The organism is Kribbella sandramycini, from assembly GCF_013131805.1.
Taxonomy (GTDB): Bacteria; Actinomycetota; Actinomycetes; order Propionibacteriales; family Kribbellaceae; genus Kribbella; species Kribbella sandramycini.
Genome location: NZ_JABJRC010000015.1, coordinates 39,984 through 58,240, shown reverse-complemented (window position 1 = coordinate 58,240; position 18,257 = coordinate 39,984). Strand labels below are relative to the sequence as shown.

General features: G+C 69.4%; 13 protein-coding genes. 5 read left to right on the top strand and 8 right to left on the bottom strand.

Features of this window, described 5'->3' with window-relative positions; all coding sequences use genetic code 11:
* The first annotated feature begins 149 nt into the window (after positions 1-149).
* Entirely contained in the window at positions 150-6,356 is a 6,207-nt protein-coding gene (locus HPO96_RS36280; protein ID WP_171679008.1) for an RHS repeat domain-containing protein, read from the top strand.
* 43 nt (positions 6,357-6,399) lie between these two features.
* Here HPO96_RS36280 and HPO96_RS36275 read toward each other — a convergent pair whose 3' ends face one another.
* The 3 genes from HPO96_RS36275 to HPO96_RS36265 form a co-directional block, all read right to left on the bottom strand.
* Positions 6,400-7,413: an ArsR/SmtB family transcription factor gene (locus HPO96_RS36275; RefSeq protein ID WP_171679007.1), complete on the bottom strand. Its 1,014-nt coding sequence runs from the start codon at positions 7,411-7,413 to the stop codon at positions 6,400-6,402.
* A 117-nt stretch (positions 7,414-7,530) separates the two neighbouring features.
* Entirely contained in the window at positions 7,531-7,959 is a 429-nt protein-coding gene (locus tag HPO96_RS36270; RefSeq protein WP_171679006.1) for a VOC family protein, read from the bottom strand.
* Positions 7,956-8,408 carry a helix-turn-helix transcriptional regulator gene (locus tag HPO96_RS36265; protein ID WP_171679005.1) on the bottom strand — a complete coding sequence of 151 codons (453 nt, stop codon included), beginning with the start codon at positions 8,406-8,408 and terminating at the stop codon, positions 7,956-7,958. The genes HPO96_RS36270 and HPO96_RS36265 overlap by 4 nt, the downstream gene beginning before the upstream one ends.
* A gap of 51 nt (positions 8,409-8,459) precedes the next feature.
* Here HPO96_RS36265 and HPO96_RS36260 point away from each other — a divergent pair, with 51 nt between their 5' ends.
* Positions 8,460-9,056: an RNA polymerase sigma factor gene (locus HPO96_RS36260; protein WP_238355907.1), complete on the top strand. Its 597-nt coding sequence runs from the start codon at positions 8,460-8,462 to the stop codon at positions 9,054-9,056.
* Complete coding sequence (locus HPO96_RS36255) at positions 9,053-9,862, top strand: hypothetical protein (RefSeq protein ID WP_171679004.1); 810 nt, start codon at positions 9,053-9,055, stop codon at positions 9,860-9,862. The genes HPO96_RS36260 and HPO96_RS36255 overlap by 4 nt, the downstream gene beginning before the upstream one ends.
* Positions 9,863-9,910: 48 nt before the next feature.
* Here the strand turns inward: HPO96_RS36255 and HPO96_RS36250 are convergent, their stop codons facing one another.
* The 5 genes from HPO96_RS36250 to HPO96_RS36230 form a co-directional block, all read right to left on the bottom strand.
* Positions 9,911-10,882: a glycoside hydrolase family 19 protein gene (locus HPO96_RS36250; protein WP_171679003.1), complete on the bottom strand. Its 972-nt coding sequence runs from the start codon at positions 10,880-10,882 to the stop codon at positions 9,911-9,913.
* Between the two features lie 133 nt (positions 10,883-11,015).
* Positions 11,016-11,954 carry a glycoside hydrolase family 19 protein gene (locus tag HPO96_RS36245; protein ID WP_171679002.1) on the bottom strand — a complete coding sequence of 313 codons (939 nt, stop codon included), beginning with the start codon at positions 11,952-11,954 and terminating at the stop codon, positions 11,016-11,018.
* A gap of 76 nt (positions 11,955-12,030) precedes the next feature.
* Positions 12,031-13,806: an aspartate--tRNA ligase gene (gene aspS / locus HPO96_RS36240; RefSeq protein WP_171679001.1), complete on the bottom strand. Its 1,776-nt coding sequence runs from the start codon at positions 13,804-13,806 to the stop codon at positions 12,031-12,033.
* Positions 13,803-15,134 carry a histidine--tRNA ligase gene (hisS, locus tag HPO96_RS36235; RefSeq protein WP_171679000.1) on the bottom strand — a complete coding sequence of 444 codons (1,332 nt, stop codon included), beginning with the start codon at positions 15,132-15,134 and terminating at the stop codon, positions 13,803-13,805. Before hisS ends, aspS begins: the two co-directional genes overlap by 4 nt.
* Entirely contained in the window at positions 15,131-15,820 is a 690-nt protein-coding gene (locus HPO96_RS36230) for an MBL fold metallo-hydrolase (RefSeq protein WP_171678999.1), read from the bottom strand. Before HPO96_RS36230 ends, hisS begins: the two co-directional genes overlap by 4 nt.
* 236 nt (positions 15,821-16,056) lie before the next feature.
* On the opposite strand from HPO96_RS36230, the gene HPO96_RS36225 reads away from it, so the two are divergent.
* Complete coding sequence (locus tag HPO96_RS36225) at positions 16,057-17,283, top strand: DUF349 domain-containing protein (RefSeq protein WP_171678998.1); 1,227 nt, start codon at positions 16,057-16,059, stop codon at positions 17,281-17,283.
* 94 nt (positions 17,284-17,377) lie between these two features.
* Positions 17,378-18,244: a hypothetical protein gene (locus HPO96_RS36220; RefSeq protein WP_171678997.1), complete on the top strand. Its 867-nt coding sequence runs from the start codon at positions 17,378-17,380 to the stop codon at positions 18,242-18,244.
* Positions 18,245-18,257: the final 13 nt, after the last annotated feature.

Below are 18,257 nucleotides of genomic sequence, written 5' to 3'. Positions count from 1 at the left end.
CGGCAGTCACGCTGACATCGCCCACGGCCCGGCCGGAAGCATTACAAGATTCCTTGCAGGGCTGCTTTCAGGTTTCGTGAAATCGTTGCCCGGCCTCCCGGACGGTCGCTTCACTCGGGGCGATTCCGTCCCATTCAGGAGGTAGATCCATGCGTCGTCGACGACGGCAGGTGTACCAGGCCGCTGTGGCGGGGATGGTGGCGTTCAGCTTGCTCGCGAGTACGCCGGGGCTGTCCGCCGCCACGCCACCACCCGACAATCGGAGCGGCAAAGATCCGCGGGCGGGCTGGCAGGCCCGCAAGGACCAGCCGATCCCCGTCCAGGACATCCCGGCGAAGACCGGCGTACCGGATCGGGACGGTGAGCTGGCCGTGTCCGGCATCCCGGCGCCGGTCTGGCCGCAGGCGGGGAAGGCCGAGGTCGCCGTACCGAAGCCCGATGGCCGCGAGCAGTTCAGCAAGCAGCTGAGCGGGCGCGAGCAGTTCCGCGGGGCTCGCGCGGGGGTGCTGCCGGTGCTGATCGGCCCAGCTAGTGCTCCCGGCCTGGCGAAGGCTGCAGCTGCTCCGGCCCGGGTGGCCGTTGAGCTGGATGGCCGGGTCGGCAACGACGTCCGGCTGCGGGTACGACGTACGGACGGCGTCCGCGCAGCCGGGCCGGTGTCGCTGCAACTCGACTACAGCGGTTTCAAGCAGGCGTTCGGCGGCGATTGGAGCACCCGGCTCCAGCTCGTGAAACTGCCGGACTGTACGGCGGCTGCGTGTCGTGCGATCCCGCTGCCGACGCGGAACGACGGTCGCAGCCAGGTCGCGGCCGACGTACCGGTCGGTGCGGAGTTCTCGACGTTCGCACTGCAGGCCGCGGCGTCCGGTCCGTCCGGTGACGCGACGGCGACCTCGCTGAGCCCGACCGCTACCTGGCAGGTCGGCGGCTCTTCGGGTGACTTCGCCTGGTCGTACCCGATGCAGGTTCCGCCGAGCCTGGGCGGCCCGAAGGCCGACCTGTCGCTCAGCTACTCCTCGGGCAGCGTCGACGGCCGGACGACGGCCGGCAACAGCCAGTCCTCGTGGGCGGGCGCCGGTTTCGAGTTCGCGCCGGGCGGCACGATCGAGCGCAAGTACGCGCCCTGTGGCGGGAAGTCCGAGCAGACCGGCAACAACGGCACGACCCCGGTCGGCGACTACTGCTGGGCGACCGACAACGCGACGTTCGCGCTGAACGGCGCCGGCGGCGAGCTGATCCTCGACGACGACACCAGGAAATGGAAGTCCCGCACGGACGACGGGATGACCGTCGAGCGGAAGACCGGCGCCGCCAACGGCGACAACGACGGCGAGCACTGGGTGCTCACCGACAAGGCCGGGACCAAGTTCTACTTCGGGCAGAACAAGTTGCCGGGGGCCACGTCCGCCGAACAGGACACCCAGTCGGTGTTCACGATGCCGGTCTTCGGCAACCACGCCGGCGAGCCGTGTCACGGGGCAACGTTCGCGGCGTCGTACTGCGCTCAGGCGTACCGCTGGAACCTCGACCACGTGGTCGATGCCTTCGGCAACACGATGAGCCTGTTCTACGACCGCGAGGAGAACCGGTACGCCCGCGCGGGCACCGCGACCACGGTCAGCAAGTACACCCGCTCGGGTCACGTCAGGCGGATCGAGTACGGCCAGCGCGACGGCAAGGTCTTCGACGACGCCGCCCGGGTCGCGGCGGTCACCTTCGAGACCGCGGAGCGCTGCGTGAAGTCCAGCGGCTGCGTCGCGTCGGACTACCCCGACACGCCCCTCGACCTCGAGTGCACCAGCGACACGAACTGCAACAACAAGTTCTACCCGTCGTTCTGGACCAAGAAGCGGCTCGCCAAGGTCACCACCCACGTCTGGCGCGGTTCGGCGTACGCGCCGGTCAGCTCGTGGTCGCTGCGGCACACCTACCTCGACCCCAAGGACGAGGGCCGCTCCCCGATGCTGTGGCTCGAGGGCATCACGAACGTCGGCCTGGTCGCGGGCCAGACCACCTTGCCCGAAACCACCTTCGGCGCCGAGCTGAAGCCGAACCGCATCCTCGGCCCGGACTCGCTCGGCCAGCCCGCGCTGAACTGGCCGCGGATGCGGACCATCACCTACGGCACCGGCGGCCAGATCGTCGTCGGCTACCTGGGCGCCGACTGCAGCCTGCCCGGTAACGTCCCCGCCCCGGACCAGAACACCAAACGCTGCCACCCGATCAAGTGGACCCCGCAGAACCAGGCCGAACGCGAGGACTGGTTCCACAAGTACGTCGTCGGCTCGGTCACCGAGGTCGACCTGGTCGGCGGCACCACCGGCTCCGTCACCAAGGTCGAGTACCTGACCCCGCCCGCCTGGCGCTACGACGACGAGGACGGCTTGGTCGAGGTCGGCAAGAAGACCTGGTCACAGTGGCGCGGCTACGAGAAGGTCAAGGTGATCACCGGCGACGGCGTCGACGGCCCGCAACAGGTCAAGGTCAACACCTACTTCCGCGGGATGGACGGCGACAAACTCGCCGCCGGCGGCAGGAAGTCGGTGCAGATCACCGACTCCACCGGCGCCACCACCCCCGACACCAACGCCCTGTCCGGCAAACTCCGCGAACAGTCCACCTACGACGGCGACAAACTCGTCGACCGCTCCCTCACCACCCACTGGATCTCCGCCGCCCGAGCCACCCGCGACCGCCCCTGGGCCACCACCACCGCCCACCAGGTCGAAGAACAAGCGGTAACCCAGGACGAAGCCGTCGGCGCCGGCTGGCGCAAGAGCGCCTCCGCCAACACCTTCAACCCCACCACCGGACTCCTCGAGTCCAAGACCGACGAACGCGACAAATCCACCCCCACCGACGACACCTGCACCCGCTACGAATACTTCTCCAACCCCTCCCGAGGATTGACTGCACTGCAGTCGCGGGAGCAGCGGCTCGGGGTCGCCTGTGACAAGCCGTGGACGCAGGCCGACGTCCTCTCCGATCAGCGCGTCACCCACGACCCGGACACCGGCGCACAGCTGGCTGTGCGGCGGCTGACCGGATTCGATGCCGCCGGCAAGGAGATCTACCAGACGACGAGCACGTCGTCGTACGACGTCTTCGGCCGGCTGGAGCGAGCCACCGATGCAGAGGACCACACGACGGCGATCGAGTACAGCCCGCGCGACGGCGGTCCGGTGACGCAGACCAAGAGCATCCAGCCGAATGGCCAGACGAGTACGACGAAGCTGGAGCCCGCCTGGGGCGAGGAGACCGAGGTCGTCGACCCGGCCGGCCGGAAGTCGACCACCAAACGCGACGCCCTCGGCCGAGTGGTCGAGACCTGGCTGGCCGGCAACGAGGGCACAGTGCCGAACGAGAAGACGCTCTACCAGGACGGGCAGGACAAGTCCGGGCTCGTCACCACGGTCTCACTCGGACCGGGCGGCAAGACCGAGGTCAAGCGTGAGTTCAGCGACGGTCTGATGCGCCGCCGCCAGACCCAGTCGGAGTCCGCGGACGGCGTCGGGCGTGTCATCACCGACTACATCTACGACTCCCAGGGCCGCGAGGTGAAGCAGAACGGGCCGTACTACAACGAGGCTCCGCTCGGCTTCGAGATCGTCCGGCCGGCGAACGAGCGGGATCTACCGGCTCAGCGACTCACCAGCTACGACCGCCTCGGCAGGCCCGAAGCGGAGTCCTTCACGTCCCAAGGCGCGCAACTGTGGACGCGGACGCACGACAACGCGACCGGCGTCCAGACCACCGAGCCACCGACGGGCGAGCAGGCGACGACGCGGATCACGGATATTCAGGGCCGGCTCGTCGAACTGCGCAAGTACCACGGCAACAAGGCGACGGGCTCGTACGACGCGACGACGTACAGCTACCACCCGGCCGGGCAACTGGCGACGGTGCGAGACCCGGCCGGCAACGTGTGGCGCTACTTCTACGACCAGCGCGGCCGGAAGATCAAGGCAGCGGACCCCGACAAGGGCATCACCACGTACGGCTACGACGAGCTCGATCGGATGGTGTCGTCGACGGACGCCCGGGGCGTCGTTCAATCGGTCAGCTACGACGAAGTCGGTCGCCGTACGGCGGTCCGCGTGGACGGCGAACTCGTCAGCGAGTGGAAGTACGACACGCTCAGGCCGGGCTCACTCACCAGCACGACGCGCTACGCCAACGGGCAGCGCTACACCACCGCCTTCACCGGTTACGACGAGGCCGGCCGACCGACCGGCGAGCAGATGGAGATCCCCGAGAGCGAGGGAGGTCTGGCCGGTACCTACACCAGCAGCCGGACCTACAACGCGAGCGGCGAACTCGCCACAGTGAAGCTGCCGGGTATTGGCGGTCTGCCGGCGGAGACGCTCACTTACACCTATGACGACCGCGGCCGGCCGACCAGCCTGATCGGCGCGGATCGCTACGTCACCGAGGTCGACTACTCGCCGTACGGCGAGACCCTCCGGCTGAAGATGGAGCGCGGTGACAACTGGGCCGAGCAGCACTACGACTTCGACATCGGCACGCACCAACTGCGCAGCGCCGGATTCATGACGCCGAACGGGCTCGAGTCGAACGTCGAGTACTCGTACGACCAGTCCGGCAACGTCACCAAGGTCACCGACACGCCCACCACGATCGACGCCGTCGACACCCAGTGCTTCGGCTACGACCACTACCGTCGGCTGACCAATGCCTGGACGCCGGGCAGCGGCGACTGCGCAGCGGCGCCGGCCAAGGCCGCACTCGGTGGACCGGCGCCGTATTGGCACAGCTGGACGTTCGACGTGACCGGCAACCGAAAGACCGAAAGGCGGATCACCCCGACCACAGAGACCAGCAGCACCTACGAGTACCCCGCTGCCGGTCAGGCTCGGCCGCACGCGGTTCAGAAGGTCACGACAGGCGCCAAGGCCGACTCCTACACCTACGACGCGTCCGGCAATCTGAAGACTCGGACACGGAACGGGACGACCGACAGCCTCACGTGGACCGGCGACGGCAGGGTGGACACCATCGCCGGTGGCGGCAAAACCGCGAGCAGTGTGTACGACGCCGATGGCAACCGCCTGCTCCGCAAGGACACCAAGGGCGCCACGTTGTTCTTCGGCGACAGCGAGCTGACGCTGGGCGCCGACGGCTCGATACTCGGCATTCGGTACTACTCACTAGGCGATCAGAAGGTCGCCGTCCGGGTCGGCTCGACGAAGCTCAACTGGGTCAGCAGCGATCACCACGGCACGATGAGTATCCAGGTCGATGCCGACAGTCTCGCGGCCGAGCGGCGCCGGACGACGCCGTACGGCGAAACCCGCGGCGCCGCCCCGGGGACCTGGCCCGGGCAGCGTGGCTTCGTCGGTGGTGTCGAGGACGCCGCGTTCGGTCTGGTGCACCTCGACGCGCGTGACTACGACCCGGTCCTGGGCAAGTTCGTCTCGGTGGACCCCATGATCGACCACGAGGACCCACAGCAGCTGAACGCCTACGCCTACGCCAACAACAGCCCGGTCAGCTTCAGTGACCCCGACGGTCAGCGCTACGTCATCGACACCGTCACCAGCCTCCGCACGGTCCTGAAAGTCACGTACAAACGCGTCATCGAAGAGGAGCGCCGGCTCCAGCGGACCCGGGTATTCGTCCGCACGCTGACGCTGGCGTCCAAGGCACTGCGGATGATGGGATTCCACGCCTTCGGAGCCGCGCTGGGCTACTGGGCCTGGCGGGAGACCTGGCGCATGGTCAAGATCGTCAAGACCATCCGTGAGCTCGTCAAGGTCCAGGAACGCGTCACCAAACGACTCAAACGCTGGGTCGGCGGCGCCGAGGCGAAACAGCTGGACGCGATGCTGAAGCACTCCAACGACCTGCTGAGGAACGCTGCCGCGCACACCGCGGCCACCGGCGCGGCCGCGTGGGCCGCCGCCCATCGGCAAGCGGCCGAGCAGATCCGCCGGCCGAAACGCGGCTCGGTGGACCTCAATCTGTGGGGTGAGCACGACGGCTGGCCCTACCCCTGGAGCGGGATGGATATCGGCAACACCGAGAAGGACGATGCGAGCTGGGGAGTCGAGCTCGTCAAGTCGGGCAGCGCGGCCGGTATCGCGGCAGCCATCGCCGGGCACGGAGCCCGATTCGGAGCCGGGCTCCTCGGCGGCGGCGTCACACTGTACGCACAGGCGGCATGGAACGACATGAACCAGAAGGACGGCGTCAACTGGGTCCGCGGAGCGCAGTGGGCGATCGGGATCGTGCCCACCCGGTTGACCGTCTGGGGCACCCAACTCGCCACTCGCGGTGGCTTGGGGAACATTCTCAATCCATCGATCGCCTGCGTCGTGACCAAGCGGGGATGCTGACCTGAACCGGCCGGGCCCTGCGAGCGCAGGGCCCGGCTGGGGGTCAGGTGAGGAGGTTGAGGAGGGCTTCGGCTCGGGGGGTTCGGTGGACTTGGACCGATTGGCCGGTGCGGGTTCGGGTGATGAGGCCGGCGGTGGTGAGGTGGGTGCAGTGGTAGGTGGTTCGGCTGGGGCTGAGGGAGGTGCGGTGGGCGAGGGCGCCCATGGTGGTGGGGGTTTCGAGGGTGCGGAGGAGGGTGGCTCGGACGGGGCCGAGGAGGAGGGTGAGGACGTCGGTGGTTGTGGGGGCGGGGGTGGTGGGGGTGAAGCCGGGGACGGGGTAACCGATCCAGGCTTGGGTGGGGTCGTCGAGGTTGAAGATGGAGGCGCGGGTGCCGGCTACCAGGGGGACGAGGTGGAGGGGGCGGTTCGCCAGGTCGGAGCGGTACGGGAGGGCGTCGGGGAGGTGGAGGACACCGTCGGCGTAGGTGGTGCGTTGGGCGAGGGTGCTGAGGACGAGGTCGAGGGTGCCGGTCACTGCGGCGCGGCCGATGCGTTCGGTTTCGCGTTCGCGCAGTGGGGTGCTGGCGGCCCAGATCGGGCGGTAGACGCGCCAGGCGGCGGTCAGGACGGCGGTGTAGTGGGCCAGCCAGCTGGTGGGGTTGCGGAGGGCGGTGTTCCAGGACGCCGGTGGGCTGTCGGGGAGGATCGCGTCGATGCTGTCGACCAGCTCCTGCGGGCTCAGGTCGGCGATTCGCTCCAGTTGCTCGTCCATCGGCGCGGTGCTCATCGGAGTCAGGCAGTCCGGCAGCAGGCCGTGTTCGAACTGGGCTGCGACGGCGGCCACCGCCGCACCGGGCAGGTCACGACGTAGCGCCGTCGTCCAGGCTCTGGGGACGCCTTGGCGCGGGCCTCCGACGGCGTCCACCAGAATGGCGGTCAGGCTGGTGATCGGCGGCGACACCACCCGCACCTGGACGGCGTCCAGGTCGCCCAGCACCAGCCGAGTCCGTCCGGCCGGTACGGCGCGCACCGCCGGCTCCCACGTCTTCTCCCGTACTTGCGCCAGCTCTCCCATGCGAGGTCCCTCCCGGGCTGTCCAGCCGCGACCTCCCGTCGCGGCGGCCCCCGGCGGGAGCCGGCCTCAGTACAGCCACCGGCGCTCGCAGTCCGCTCTCACTTCACTCGCAGTGCCTCAGCCGAAGTCAGCCGGGCTGTACGGGCGCTGCTCCACCAGGACCAGCCAGTTGCCCGAGTTGTCGCGGAGGACGGCCTCGATGCCGTAGGGGCGTTCGGAGGGTTCCTGGAGGTATTCGACGCCGTTGGCGACCAGCTCGGCGAAGGTCTTGTGGCAGTCGTCGGTGGCCAGGCCGACGCCGTGCATCATGCCCTTGGCGACGATCCGGCGGACCGCGTCCGCGGACTCGGCGTCCATCGGCGGGCCGGGCAGCATCAGGGCCAGCTCCAGCTCGGGGTGGTCGGCCTGGTGCACGGTGACCCAGCGGAAGTCGGCGCTGAGCGTGATGTCGGTCTTCAGCACGAAGCCGAGCTTGTCGGTGTAGAACGCCTTGGCCTCGTCGATGTCGTTCACGTAGACGGTGACCAGATGCACGTTGGTGATCACAGTTGCTCCTCCTCGGTAAGACTCCGACCGTAGGCGTCCGTCCGCCGCGGTTGCTTCTCCGGAATTGCGGAGTCCAGCCCCAGCATGAAGACGAAGCACCCTGGGATCCGGGCACCGGCCTGGGTCTGCTGGTACGCCGTGGGCGTCGTCCCCACCAGTTCACGGAAGCGCCGCGAGAACGTGCCCAGACTGCTGTAGCCGACCAGCGTGCACACCTCGGTGACCGTCAAGTTGGTCGCCCGGAGGAGGTCGGCAGCGCGCTCGATGCGTCGCCGGGTCACGTACTGCATCGGCGTCTCGCCGTACTCGGCCGCGAAGCACCGCAGGAAGTGGTACTTCGATACCCCGGCCGCCCGGGCCAGCGCGGCCAGATCGAGCGGCTCGGCGAAGTGGCGGTCGGCCGTGTCACGTGCGCGGCGCAGGTGCGCCAAGAGGTCCACCGGCACCATGCTGCGATGGTAGTACTGCAACCGGACAGGCGGGTGCGGACCTTTAGGGGTATGACGATGACTTCGCGGCGGACGGACCATGCGCCGCCGGTGGGCGGGGACGAGGACCTCTGGGACGCGCTGCGGGCGCGGGACCCGGAGGCGCTCGGGGAGTTGTTCAGCCGGTACGCCGGGGCGGTGCACGCCTACGCAGTGCGGCATACCGGCTCCTACGCGTACGCCGACGACGCCGTACAGGCCACTTTCGTGACGGCGTGGCGGCAGTTCGGGCGCACTGACCCCGGCCCGCTGCAGAACGGGAGCGCGAAGCCGTGGTTACTGGCGATCGCGCGGAACGAGTTGCGGAACAGCACGCGGGCGCGGCGGCGGTTAACGCAGTTTCTGCTGCGTCAGCCAGCCCCACTGGATCACCCGGACCACTCCGAGGCCGTAGCGGCCAGAGTGGACTCGGCGCAGCACATTCGGGCCGTTCGGGCAGCTCTGGCTGCCCTTCCCCGCCATGAGCGGGAGACCATCGAACTGGTCTATTGGGCCCAGCTGTCGATTGCGGACGCCGCTGTCGTCCTCGGAGTCGCCGAGGGCACCGTCAAGGCCCGGCTGTCCCGGGCACGCCGTCGTCTGCCCGCACTGCTGGAGGAGAACCGATGAACCTCACCACTCCCCCGCCGGTCGAGCAACTCGACCCGGAGTACGCCGCTGACCTCAAGCAGGAGCTGGTTCGCAAAGCGCGTCGGCAGGAGCAGCCGCGATCGCACCGGCGTGTCCTGTTCACCTGGGTACCGATCGTCGCAGCCGTCACCGCAGTGGCGATCAGCACGGCCAGTGTGGTCGGTCTGAGCCAGTCTCGCGGCGGCCCAGCAGGCCCGGCCGGCATCGTGCAGCTCCCAGCCGACCAGTCACCGCAGCAGACGCTGGAGAACGGCCTTGCCTTCCCTCCGGAGATCGACACGGCGGCTCGTGAGTGCCTCACCCCGAAGAAGAACGCATACGGCTACCCGAACCACCTGGGCAATCCGGAGGCCGCGAAGACCATCCGCAGCGCCCGCTGGATCAAGATCCCCGGGGACCTTCCGCGGCTGCACCTCACGTTGGTCACCCGGCCCGCCAACGTCTGGTACCAGTGCCTGGACGGCGAGTTCCTGCGCGACGGCGTCGTCCTGGAGGACCGCACCTGGTACAACGAACCGGTCCGCGGCACCTGGGCCTGGTCGACCGTCGACGGCGAGGCCCGGGCGTCCTACTCGTTCCGCACCGACCCGGCCGTCACTCGGGTCGAGCTCCGGATCCGCGGCACCGAAGGCGCATCGCCGTGGTTCTGGGTGAACGTCGAGGACTCGTCCGGCTACGTCGCGGCCGCGTTACCCGGCGCCGAGGCCCAACACGGCCGGTCCGAGGTCGACGTCCGTGCGCTGGACGAGAACGGCAAGCAGGTCTGGGCGAAGACCTTCGGGTAAACCGCGGACGAGCCGGCCGACCCTGCGGGGCCGGCCGGCTCGAAAGGGTCAGCCGCGGCTGCCCTGTGTGCTCAGGCTGTCCTCCTGCTTGGCCAGCGCGTCGAACTCGGCGCGCGTCAAACCGCTGGTGTCCGCCTCCATCTTGCCGGTGCGGCTGCAGTTGACCACGGGAGCCGGCTGACCGGTGAAGTAGGCGATCGCCACCCGGAAGCTCTCGCAACGGCGGCCGTCCTCAGCGCCGGCCGGGTAGCCGATCGCCGCGTTGACCCGGCCCATCTTGAGCGCGTCGGCCATCGGGTTGATGTTGCGCGCGACCGTCCAGTACCAGCGGGCGATCGGAGCGCTCCACTCCAGCGACCTGGCCTTCTCCGGCTCGGCGATCAGATTGACCCCGAGGTAGTTGCCGGCCGCGCGGTAGTTGCCTTCGGTGGTCAGCTGGATGTACCCGCGACCGCCGTACGGCCGGGTGTCGCCGATCTCGCGGATGTCGTACTCGAGCCGCGACTCGTGCACCAGCGTGGCCAGGAAGGCGGCCTTGCGGTACGGCGTGTTGATCTGCGCCTCCCGCATCGCCTGGTTCAGCGACGGCAGCCCGGCCTTCACCGTCTCCGGCTTGGCGATCCGGCTGCGGAACATCGCGTCGATATCGGCGTAGGTGACGTCCACCCACGGCGGCTCGGGCTCGGTCGTGCATTCGGCGACCCCGGGCAGCTTGTCCTCGGGGATCGCGACGAAGACCACCGACACGTAACCGCCGAGCGCGGGCACGTGGGCCCACCACTCGCTGGTGCCTTCGCCGGTGGTGACGCGATCACCGCGCTTCTGGCAGTCGACGTCGATCTGGGTCGGGCCGGGCAGCGTGCGGACGATCGTGGCGTTGAGGTAGGCGTCGGCGCGGACGTTCACACCGGTGCCGTAGGTGGAGAAAACCGCCGCTTGGGCGGGAGTCGCGGCGACCAGACCGGCGGCGACGACGCCCAGTCCGGCCAGTAGTGCGGTACTGAGACGGCGAAGGATCATCTGGAACTCCAGGGCGGGAGGGACGGAAATCCGTGAAAATCTTCCAATAGACCACTTTCTACGGTCACTTTTCACCGATCTCCGCCCCTCGGCAACCCTTTCGACCCTGATGGACCAGCCCTTCGACCCAGATTCAGCCGACCGTGCCCGGAGACTTGGTGAGCGCCTCGAACTGGGTGCGGGTGAGCTTGCTGGTGTCACCGGACATCTTGGCCGGGCGCGTGCACTTCACGCCGCTCGGCACCGACCCGGTCAGGTAGCGCAGCGCGTTCTTGAACGAGTCACAGCGCCGGGTGTCCTCGGAACCTGCCGGGTAGCCGATCGCAGCGTTCACCCGGCCCATGTCCAGGGCATCGGCGTACGGGTTGATGTTGCGCGCGACCGTCCAGTACCAGCGGGCGATCGGGGCGCTCCACTGCAGCGAGCGGGCCAGCTCCGGGTTGCCGAGCAGGTCGATCCCGAAGTAGCGGCCGGCCGGGCCGTAGTTGAAGTCGCCGGTGAGCTGGATGTACCCGCGGCCGCCGTACAACCGGGTGTCGCCGATCTCGCGGATGTTGTACTCCAGCCGCGACTCGTGCACGAGCGTGGCCAGGAACGCCGCCTTCCGGCGGGCGGTGTTGATATTCGCGTCCCGCATCGCCTGGTTCAGCGACGGCAGTCCGGTCTGGACGAGCGACGGGTTCGCGATCCGGCTGCCGAACATGGCCTGGACGTCGGCCAGTGTGACGTCACCGGTCTGCGGAGGATCCTGCGGGCAGTCCGGTACGCCGGGCAGCTTCGCACCTGGGGTGTCGATGTAGGCGACCGTCGCATAGCCGCTGTGCGCGGGCAGATGCGCCCACCAGGTCGTCGTCCGGGAGCCGACGGTGACCGAGTCACCGGACTTCTGGCAGTCGACCTCGACCGACGTCGGCCCGGCCAGCACCTTCACCACCGAGGCCGACAGAAAGGCGTCGGAGCGGATGTTCAGGTTCGACGCGGTGGTGGTGAAAGGCGCGGCGTACGCCGGAACGGTCACGGCGACACCGATCGCTGCGCCGGCGACAGCCGACGCGAGAACACGTTTGAGCATGAGCACTCCTGGGGCGGGCGGAGATGAAGAACTTCACCGTCCCACCGCCCCAGGAGCGTTGCTCAAGTACGCAACGTCAGGACTTCTTGGCCTCGGCCTTGAAGTCGACGCCGGCCTCCTTGCGCTGGGCCGGGGTGATCGGCGCCGGGGCCGCGGTCAGCGGGTCGAACCCGCCGCCGGACTTCGGGAACGCGATCACGTCCCGGATCGACTCGGTACCGGCCAGCAGCGCGGTGATCCGGTCCCAGCCGAAGGCGATCCCGCCGTGCGGCGGCGCGCCGAACTTGAACGCGTCGAGCAGGAAGCCGAACTTCTCGGTCGCCTCCTCGTCGGTCAGGCCCATCACCTTGAAGACCCGCTTCTGGACGTCCTCGCGGTGGATACGGATCGACCCGCCGCCGATCTCGTTACCGTTGCAGACGATGTCGTAGGCGTAGGCCAGGGCCGAGCCCGGGTCGGTGTCGAAGGTGTCCACCGAGTCCGGCTTCGGGGAGGTGAAGGCGTGGTGGACGGCGGTCCACGCGCCCGAACCGACCGCGACGTCACCGGCGGCGGTCGCCTCGTCGGCCGGCTCGAACAGCGGCGCGTCGACGACCCACAGGAACGACCAGGCCGACTCGTCGATCAGGCCGCCGCGACGGCCGATCTCCAGCCGGGCCGCGCCGAGCAGCGCCCGCGACGACTTGACCGGACCGGCGGCGAAGAAGACGCAGTCGCCCGGCTTCGCGCCGACGTGGTCGGCCAGCCCGGCCCGCTCCTCCTCGGACAGGTTCTTGGCGACCGGGCCGCCGAGCTCGCCGTCCTGGCCGACGAGCACGTACGCCAGGCCCTTGGCGCCGCGCTGCTTGGCCCACTCCTGCCACGCGTCCAGCTGCTTCCGCGGCTGGTCCGCGCCGCCGGGCATCACGACGGCGCCGACGTACGGGGCCTGGAAGACCCGGAACGGGGTGTCCTTGAAGTAGTCGGTGCACTCGACGAGCTCGAGGCCCATCCGCAGGTCGGGCTTGTCGGAGCCGAACCGCGCCATCGCCTCGGCGTACGTCATCCGCGGGATCGGCGTCTGGATCTCGTACCCGACGAGCTTCCACAGCGACGCCAGCACCTCTTCGGCCAGCGCGATCACGTCGTCCTGGTCGACGAAGCTCATCTCGATGTCGAGCTGGGTGAACTCCGGCTGCCGGTCGGCGCGGAAGTCCTCGTCGCGGTAGCAGCGCGCGATCTGGTAGTACCGCTCCATGCCGGCCACCATCAGCAGCTGCTTGAACAGCTGCGGCGACTGCGGCAGCGCGTACCAGGAGCCGGGCTGCAGCCGCGCCGGGACCAGAAAGTCGCGCGCGCCCTCCGGCGTGGACTTGGTCAGCGTCGGCGTCTCGATCTCGACGAAGTCGTGGTTCGCGAGGACGTCGCGGGCCGCCTTGTTCACCTGGCTGCGCAGCCGCAGCGCCGCACCCGGGCCCTGGCGGCGCAGGTCGAGGTAGCGGTACTTGAGCCGGACCTCTTCGTTCACCGGCGTCGCGTGGTGCTCCTCGACCGGGAACGGCAGCGGGTCGGCCGAGTTCAGCACCTCGACCTCGGTCGCGATGATCTCGATCTCGCCGGTCGGCAGGTTCGGGTTCGTGTTGCCCTCGGGCCGCGCGTTCACCTCGCCGACGATCTTCAGGCAGAACTCGGCGCGCAGCGGGTGCGCGACCTCCTCGTCGCGGATGACGACCTGGACCGTGCCGCTCGCATCGCGCAGGTCGATGAACGCCACGCCGCCGTGATCACGCCGCCGCGCCACCCAGCCGGCCAGCGTCACGGTCTGCCCGGCGTGCTCGGCACGCAGCGAGCCTGCGGAATGGGTACGGATCACGAGTTCTCCTGAAGGGTTTCGATACCTGGTCGTACGTCGGCCGCGGGCGGCGTCCAGACGGCCGGGTCGACCGGCTGCTGGTCACCGCTGCGGATGTCCTTGATCTCGGGACCGTTCTCGGTGCTGAACAGCACGAACGGGATCCCCCGCCGATCCGCGAACTTGATCTGCTTGCCGAACTTGGCCGCCGCGGGCGCCACCTCGACCGGGATCCCCCGGGCGCGCAACCGCGCCGCCGTCCGCATCGCCTCGGCCCGGTCCTCCTCGGCGTTCAGGGCGACCAGGACGGCGGTCGGCGTACTGCGGGTGCCCTTCAGCAGCCCCTGCGAGACCAGCCGGTGCACCAGCCGCGAGACGCCGATCGAGATACCGACACCGGGGTACGTCGTCTTGCCGTCGGACGCGAGCGCGTCGTACCGGCCGCCGCCGCCGACGGACCCGAACGACTCCTGGCCGACCAGGTAGATCTCGTAGACGGCGCCGGTGTAGTAGTCCAGACCGCGGGCGATCCGCAGGTCGGCCAGCAGCAGACCGGGCGCGTGCTCGGCCGCGGCCGCCATCACCTGGCTGAGCTGCTCGAGCCCCTCGTCCAGCGTCGGGTGCTCGACGCCGAGCGCCCGCACCTGCTCCACGAACGACGTGTCCGGGCTGGAGATGTCGGCCAGCTGCACCGCCAGCCGGGCCTGCTTGTCGGTCGCGCCGGACTCGACCAGGCGCTCGATCACCTTCTCCGGGCCGATCTTGTCGATCTTGTCGACGATCCGGAGCACGGTGGCGACGTCGTCCAGGCCGAGGCCGCGGTAGAAGCCCTCGGGGATCTTGCGGTTGTTCACCTTGACCACGAACTCCGGCACCGGCAGCTTGCGCAGCGCCTCCGCGATCACCAGCGGGAGCTCGACCTCGTAGTGGTTCGGCAGCTCGCCGCTGTCGACGACGTCGATATCGGCCTGGGTGAACTCGCGGTACCGGCCCTCCTGCGGGCGCTCGCCGCGCCAGACCTTCTGGATCTGGTAGCGGCGGAACGGGAACGCGAGCTTGCCGCCGTGCTCCAGCACGTAGCGGGCGAACGGGACGGTCAGGTCGAAGTGCAGCCCGAGCGAGGTGTCCTCACCGGCTTCGGCCGCGAGCCGCCGGACGCCGTAGATCTCCTTGTCGGCGTCCTCGCCCTGGTTGGACAGCCGCTCGACCGGCTCGACCGCGCGGGTCTCGACCGAGGCGAAACCGTGCAGCTCGAACGTCTCCCGGATGGTGTCGAGGAACTGCAGCTCGACGATCCGGTCGGACGGTAAGAACTCCGGGAACCCGCTGAGCGGGGTCACCTTACTCATGGTGTGGGAATCTCCAGGTCCTGCAGGTAGGGGTTGGTGGCCTTCTCCCGGCCGATCGTGGTCTGGCCGCCATGACCCGGCAGGACGACGATCTCGTCGCTCATCGGCAGGATCTTGGTGGCCAAGGTATGCAGCATCGCCGGATGGTCGCCGCCGGGCAGATCCGTCCGGCCGATCGACCCGGCGAACAGCACGTCCCCGGAGAAGAGCACCGCGGGCACGTCCTCCGGCCCGAGGTACGGCGTCGTGAACGTGACCGAGCCCTGGGTGTGACCGGGGGTGTGGTCGACGGTGAAGCTCAGCCCGGCCAGCTCCAGGCTCAGGCCGTCCGCGAGCTCGGCGACGTCGTCCGGCTCGGCGAACTCGTGGTTGCCGCCGAGCAGCATCGCGGCGGTCTCGCGGCTGATCCCGGCCATCGGGTCGGCGAGCAGGTGCCGGTCGCCGGGGTGGATCCAGGCGGTCGCGTCGTACGTGCCGCAGACCGGGAGGACCGAGAACATGTGGTCGATGTGACCGTGGGTGAGCAGCACCGCGACGGGTTTCAGCTTGTTCTCCCGGACGACCTGCTCGACCCCGGCGGTGGCGCCCTGCCCCGGGTCGACCACGATGCACTCCGCGCCCTGGCCGGTGGCGACGACGTAGCAGTTCGTACCCCACGAACCCGCGGGGAACCCGGCGATGAGCACGACTGACCTTCCGCAGACCTGAGCTGGACCACCCAAGGCTACCGGTGCTCCGTGGGCGACTTCGCACCGGATTGTGACGCAACAGCATTGCGTGACGGCCGAAGGTTTGTGATTGTTCTGGGATAAGCGTCGGGTTTGCGGCCCGACGCGCCCGGACGGCCCCTGTTCGCGCACTTGGACCGGGGGCCGACCAGAATGGGCACGAGCGCAGTTCATACCGCCGGAAGGGGCGAGTTGTGGCCGGAGAGAGCTGGGGCCGGGTAGCCGAGGACGGAACGGTCTTCGTCCGGACGAAGGATGGCGAACGGGCGGTCGGCCAGTGGCCGGACGCGAACCCGGAGGAGGCCCTGGCCTTCTACACCCGCCGGTACGACGCGCTGGCGTTCGAGGTGGAGCTGCTGGAGCAGCGCGTGCAAGCGGGTACCGTCTCGCCGGACGACGCCCGCGCGGCGGTGAAGAAGGTCAACAGCTCGCTGGAGGACGCGCAGGCGGTCGGCGACCTGGACGGGCTGAAGGCCCGCCTGGAGGCGCTCACCCCGCTGCTCGCCCAGCAGCGCGAGAAGCGCAAGGCCGAACGCGCCGCGAAGGTCGAGGAGGCGCGCGCCGCCAAGACCAAGATCGCCACCGAGGCCGAGACGATCGCCGCCGGCACCGACTGGCGGCACGGCGTCACCCGGCTGCGGGAGCTGCTCGACGAGTGGAAGGCGCTCCCCCGGCTCGACAAGTCCTCCGACGACGAGCTCTGGCACCGCTTCTCCTCCGCGCGGACGACGTACACCCGGCACCGCAAACAGCACTTCGCCGAGCTCTCCTCCAAGCGCGACGAGGCTGCCACCGTCAAGGAGCGCCTGGCCGCCGAGGCCGAGGGCCTGTCGGCGTCCACCGACTGGGGCCCGACGTCCGGCCGCTTCCGCGAGCTGATGCGCCAGTGGAAGGCCGCCGGCCCCGCCCCGCGCGAGGTCGACGACAAGCTCTGGGCCCGCTTCCGCGCCGCCCAGGACACCTTCTTCGGCGCCCGCGACGCCGTCCAGGCCGAGGAGAACGCCGAGCAGGTCGAGAACCTCAAGGCCAAGGAGGCCCTGCTGGTCGAGATCGAGGCCATCCTCCCGGTCAAGGACGCCAAGACCGCCCGCGACCAGCTCCGCGACCTGCTCGACCGCTGGGACCAGATCGGCAAGATCCCGCGCGACTCGATGCGCCCCATCGACGGCCGCCTGCGCGCCGTCGAACAAGCCGTCAAGTCCGCCGAGGACGACGTCTGGAACCGCTCCAACCCCGAAGCCCGCGCCCGCGCCGAAGCCACGGTCAAGCAACTCCAGTCCCTCATCACCGACCTCGAGAAACAAGCCGCCAAACACGAGGCCCAAGGCAACACCCGCAAAGCCACCGAAGCCCGCGAAGCCATCGCCGCCCGCCGCGAATGGCTGACCCAAGCCCAAAACGCCCTCACCGACTTCAGCTGACGCCGCCCGGGACGCAGCCTGCTTCGGCAGGCTGCGCCGGCCTGCCTGTGGATAACTCGCCGCACGCCTCGGCGGCTTCGGTCATCCTGAGGCGATGTTCAAGCACGACGACCCGCACGTCTTCGGCGGCATCCCGTTCACCGCCCGCCAGGTCCCCCGCAAACTCCGCTGGTTCCAGGACCGCGGCCTGATCCGCCAACTCGTCAAAGGCGTCTACGTCGACGTCCGCATCCACGACTCACCCGCCCTGCGCTACGCGGCCCTCGAGTTGGTCGTCCCGCCAGGCGCCACCGTCTATGGCCGAACCGCCGCCTGGCTGCACGGGATCGGCACCACCGCGCTCGGCCCTGAAGAGCTACTCCACCCCGAGTGGACCCACCGCCCGCTCGGCGACGTCGTCGAGATCGGCGAGCTGAAGGCCACCGACCCCATCACCACCGCCGTCGCGCTCGCGATGCAGCTTCCGCGCCCGTTCGCCCTGTCCGCCGTCGACGCCTTCCTCTACTCCGGCCGGGCCGACCGCTGGGCGCTCCGCGCCGCCTCCGCGGCTCACGAAGGGCAGCGTGGGTACCGGCAGAGCCAGGAGATCCTCCGCTACGCCGACCGCCGCGCGGCCTCCCCCGGTGAGTCGTGGCTACGCCTCCGGCTGCTCGACGCCGGCTTCCCGAGACCTGAGCTGCAGGTCAGTGTCGAAGGTCAAGGCCGCACCTACCGCCTCGACCTGGGCTACCCCGACAACCCGATCGACGGCCGCCGCCTGGGCCTCGAATACGACTCAGATGCCTGGCACTCCACCGACAGCCAGCAACACCGCGACGAAGCCCGCCGTGCCACCCTGGGCTCCCTCGGTTGGCACATCATGCCCGTCCGCCGCACCGATCTGTGGGGCTCCTACCCAGCTCTCGAACTGGCCGTCGGCGGCTTCCTCTGCCAGCAACCGCGCTTGCCCCGCCGCTGGTAGGCCGGCGGCGGGG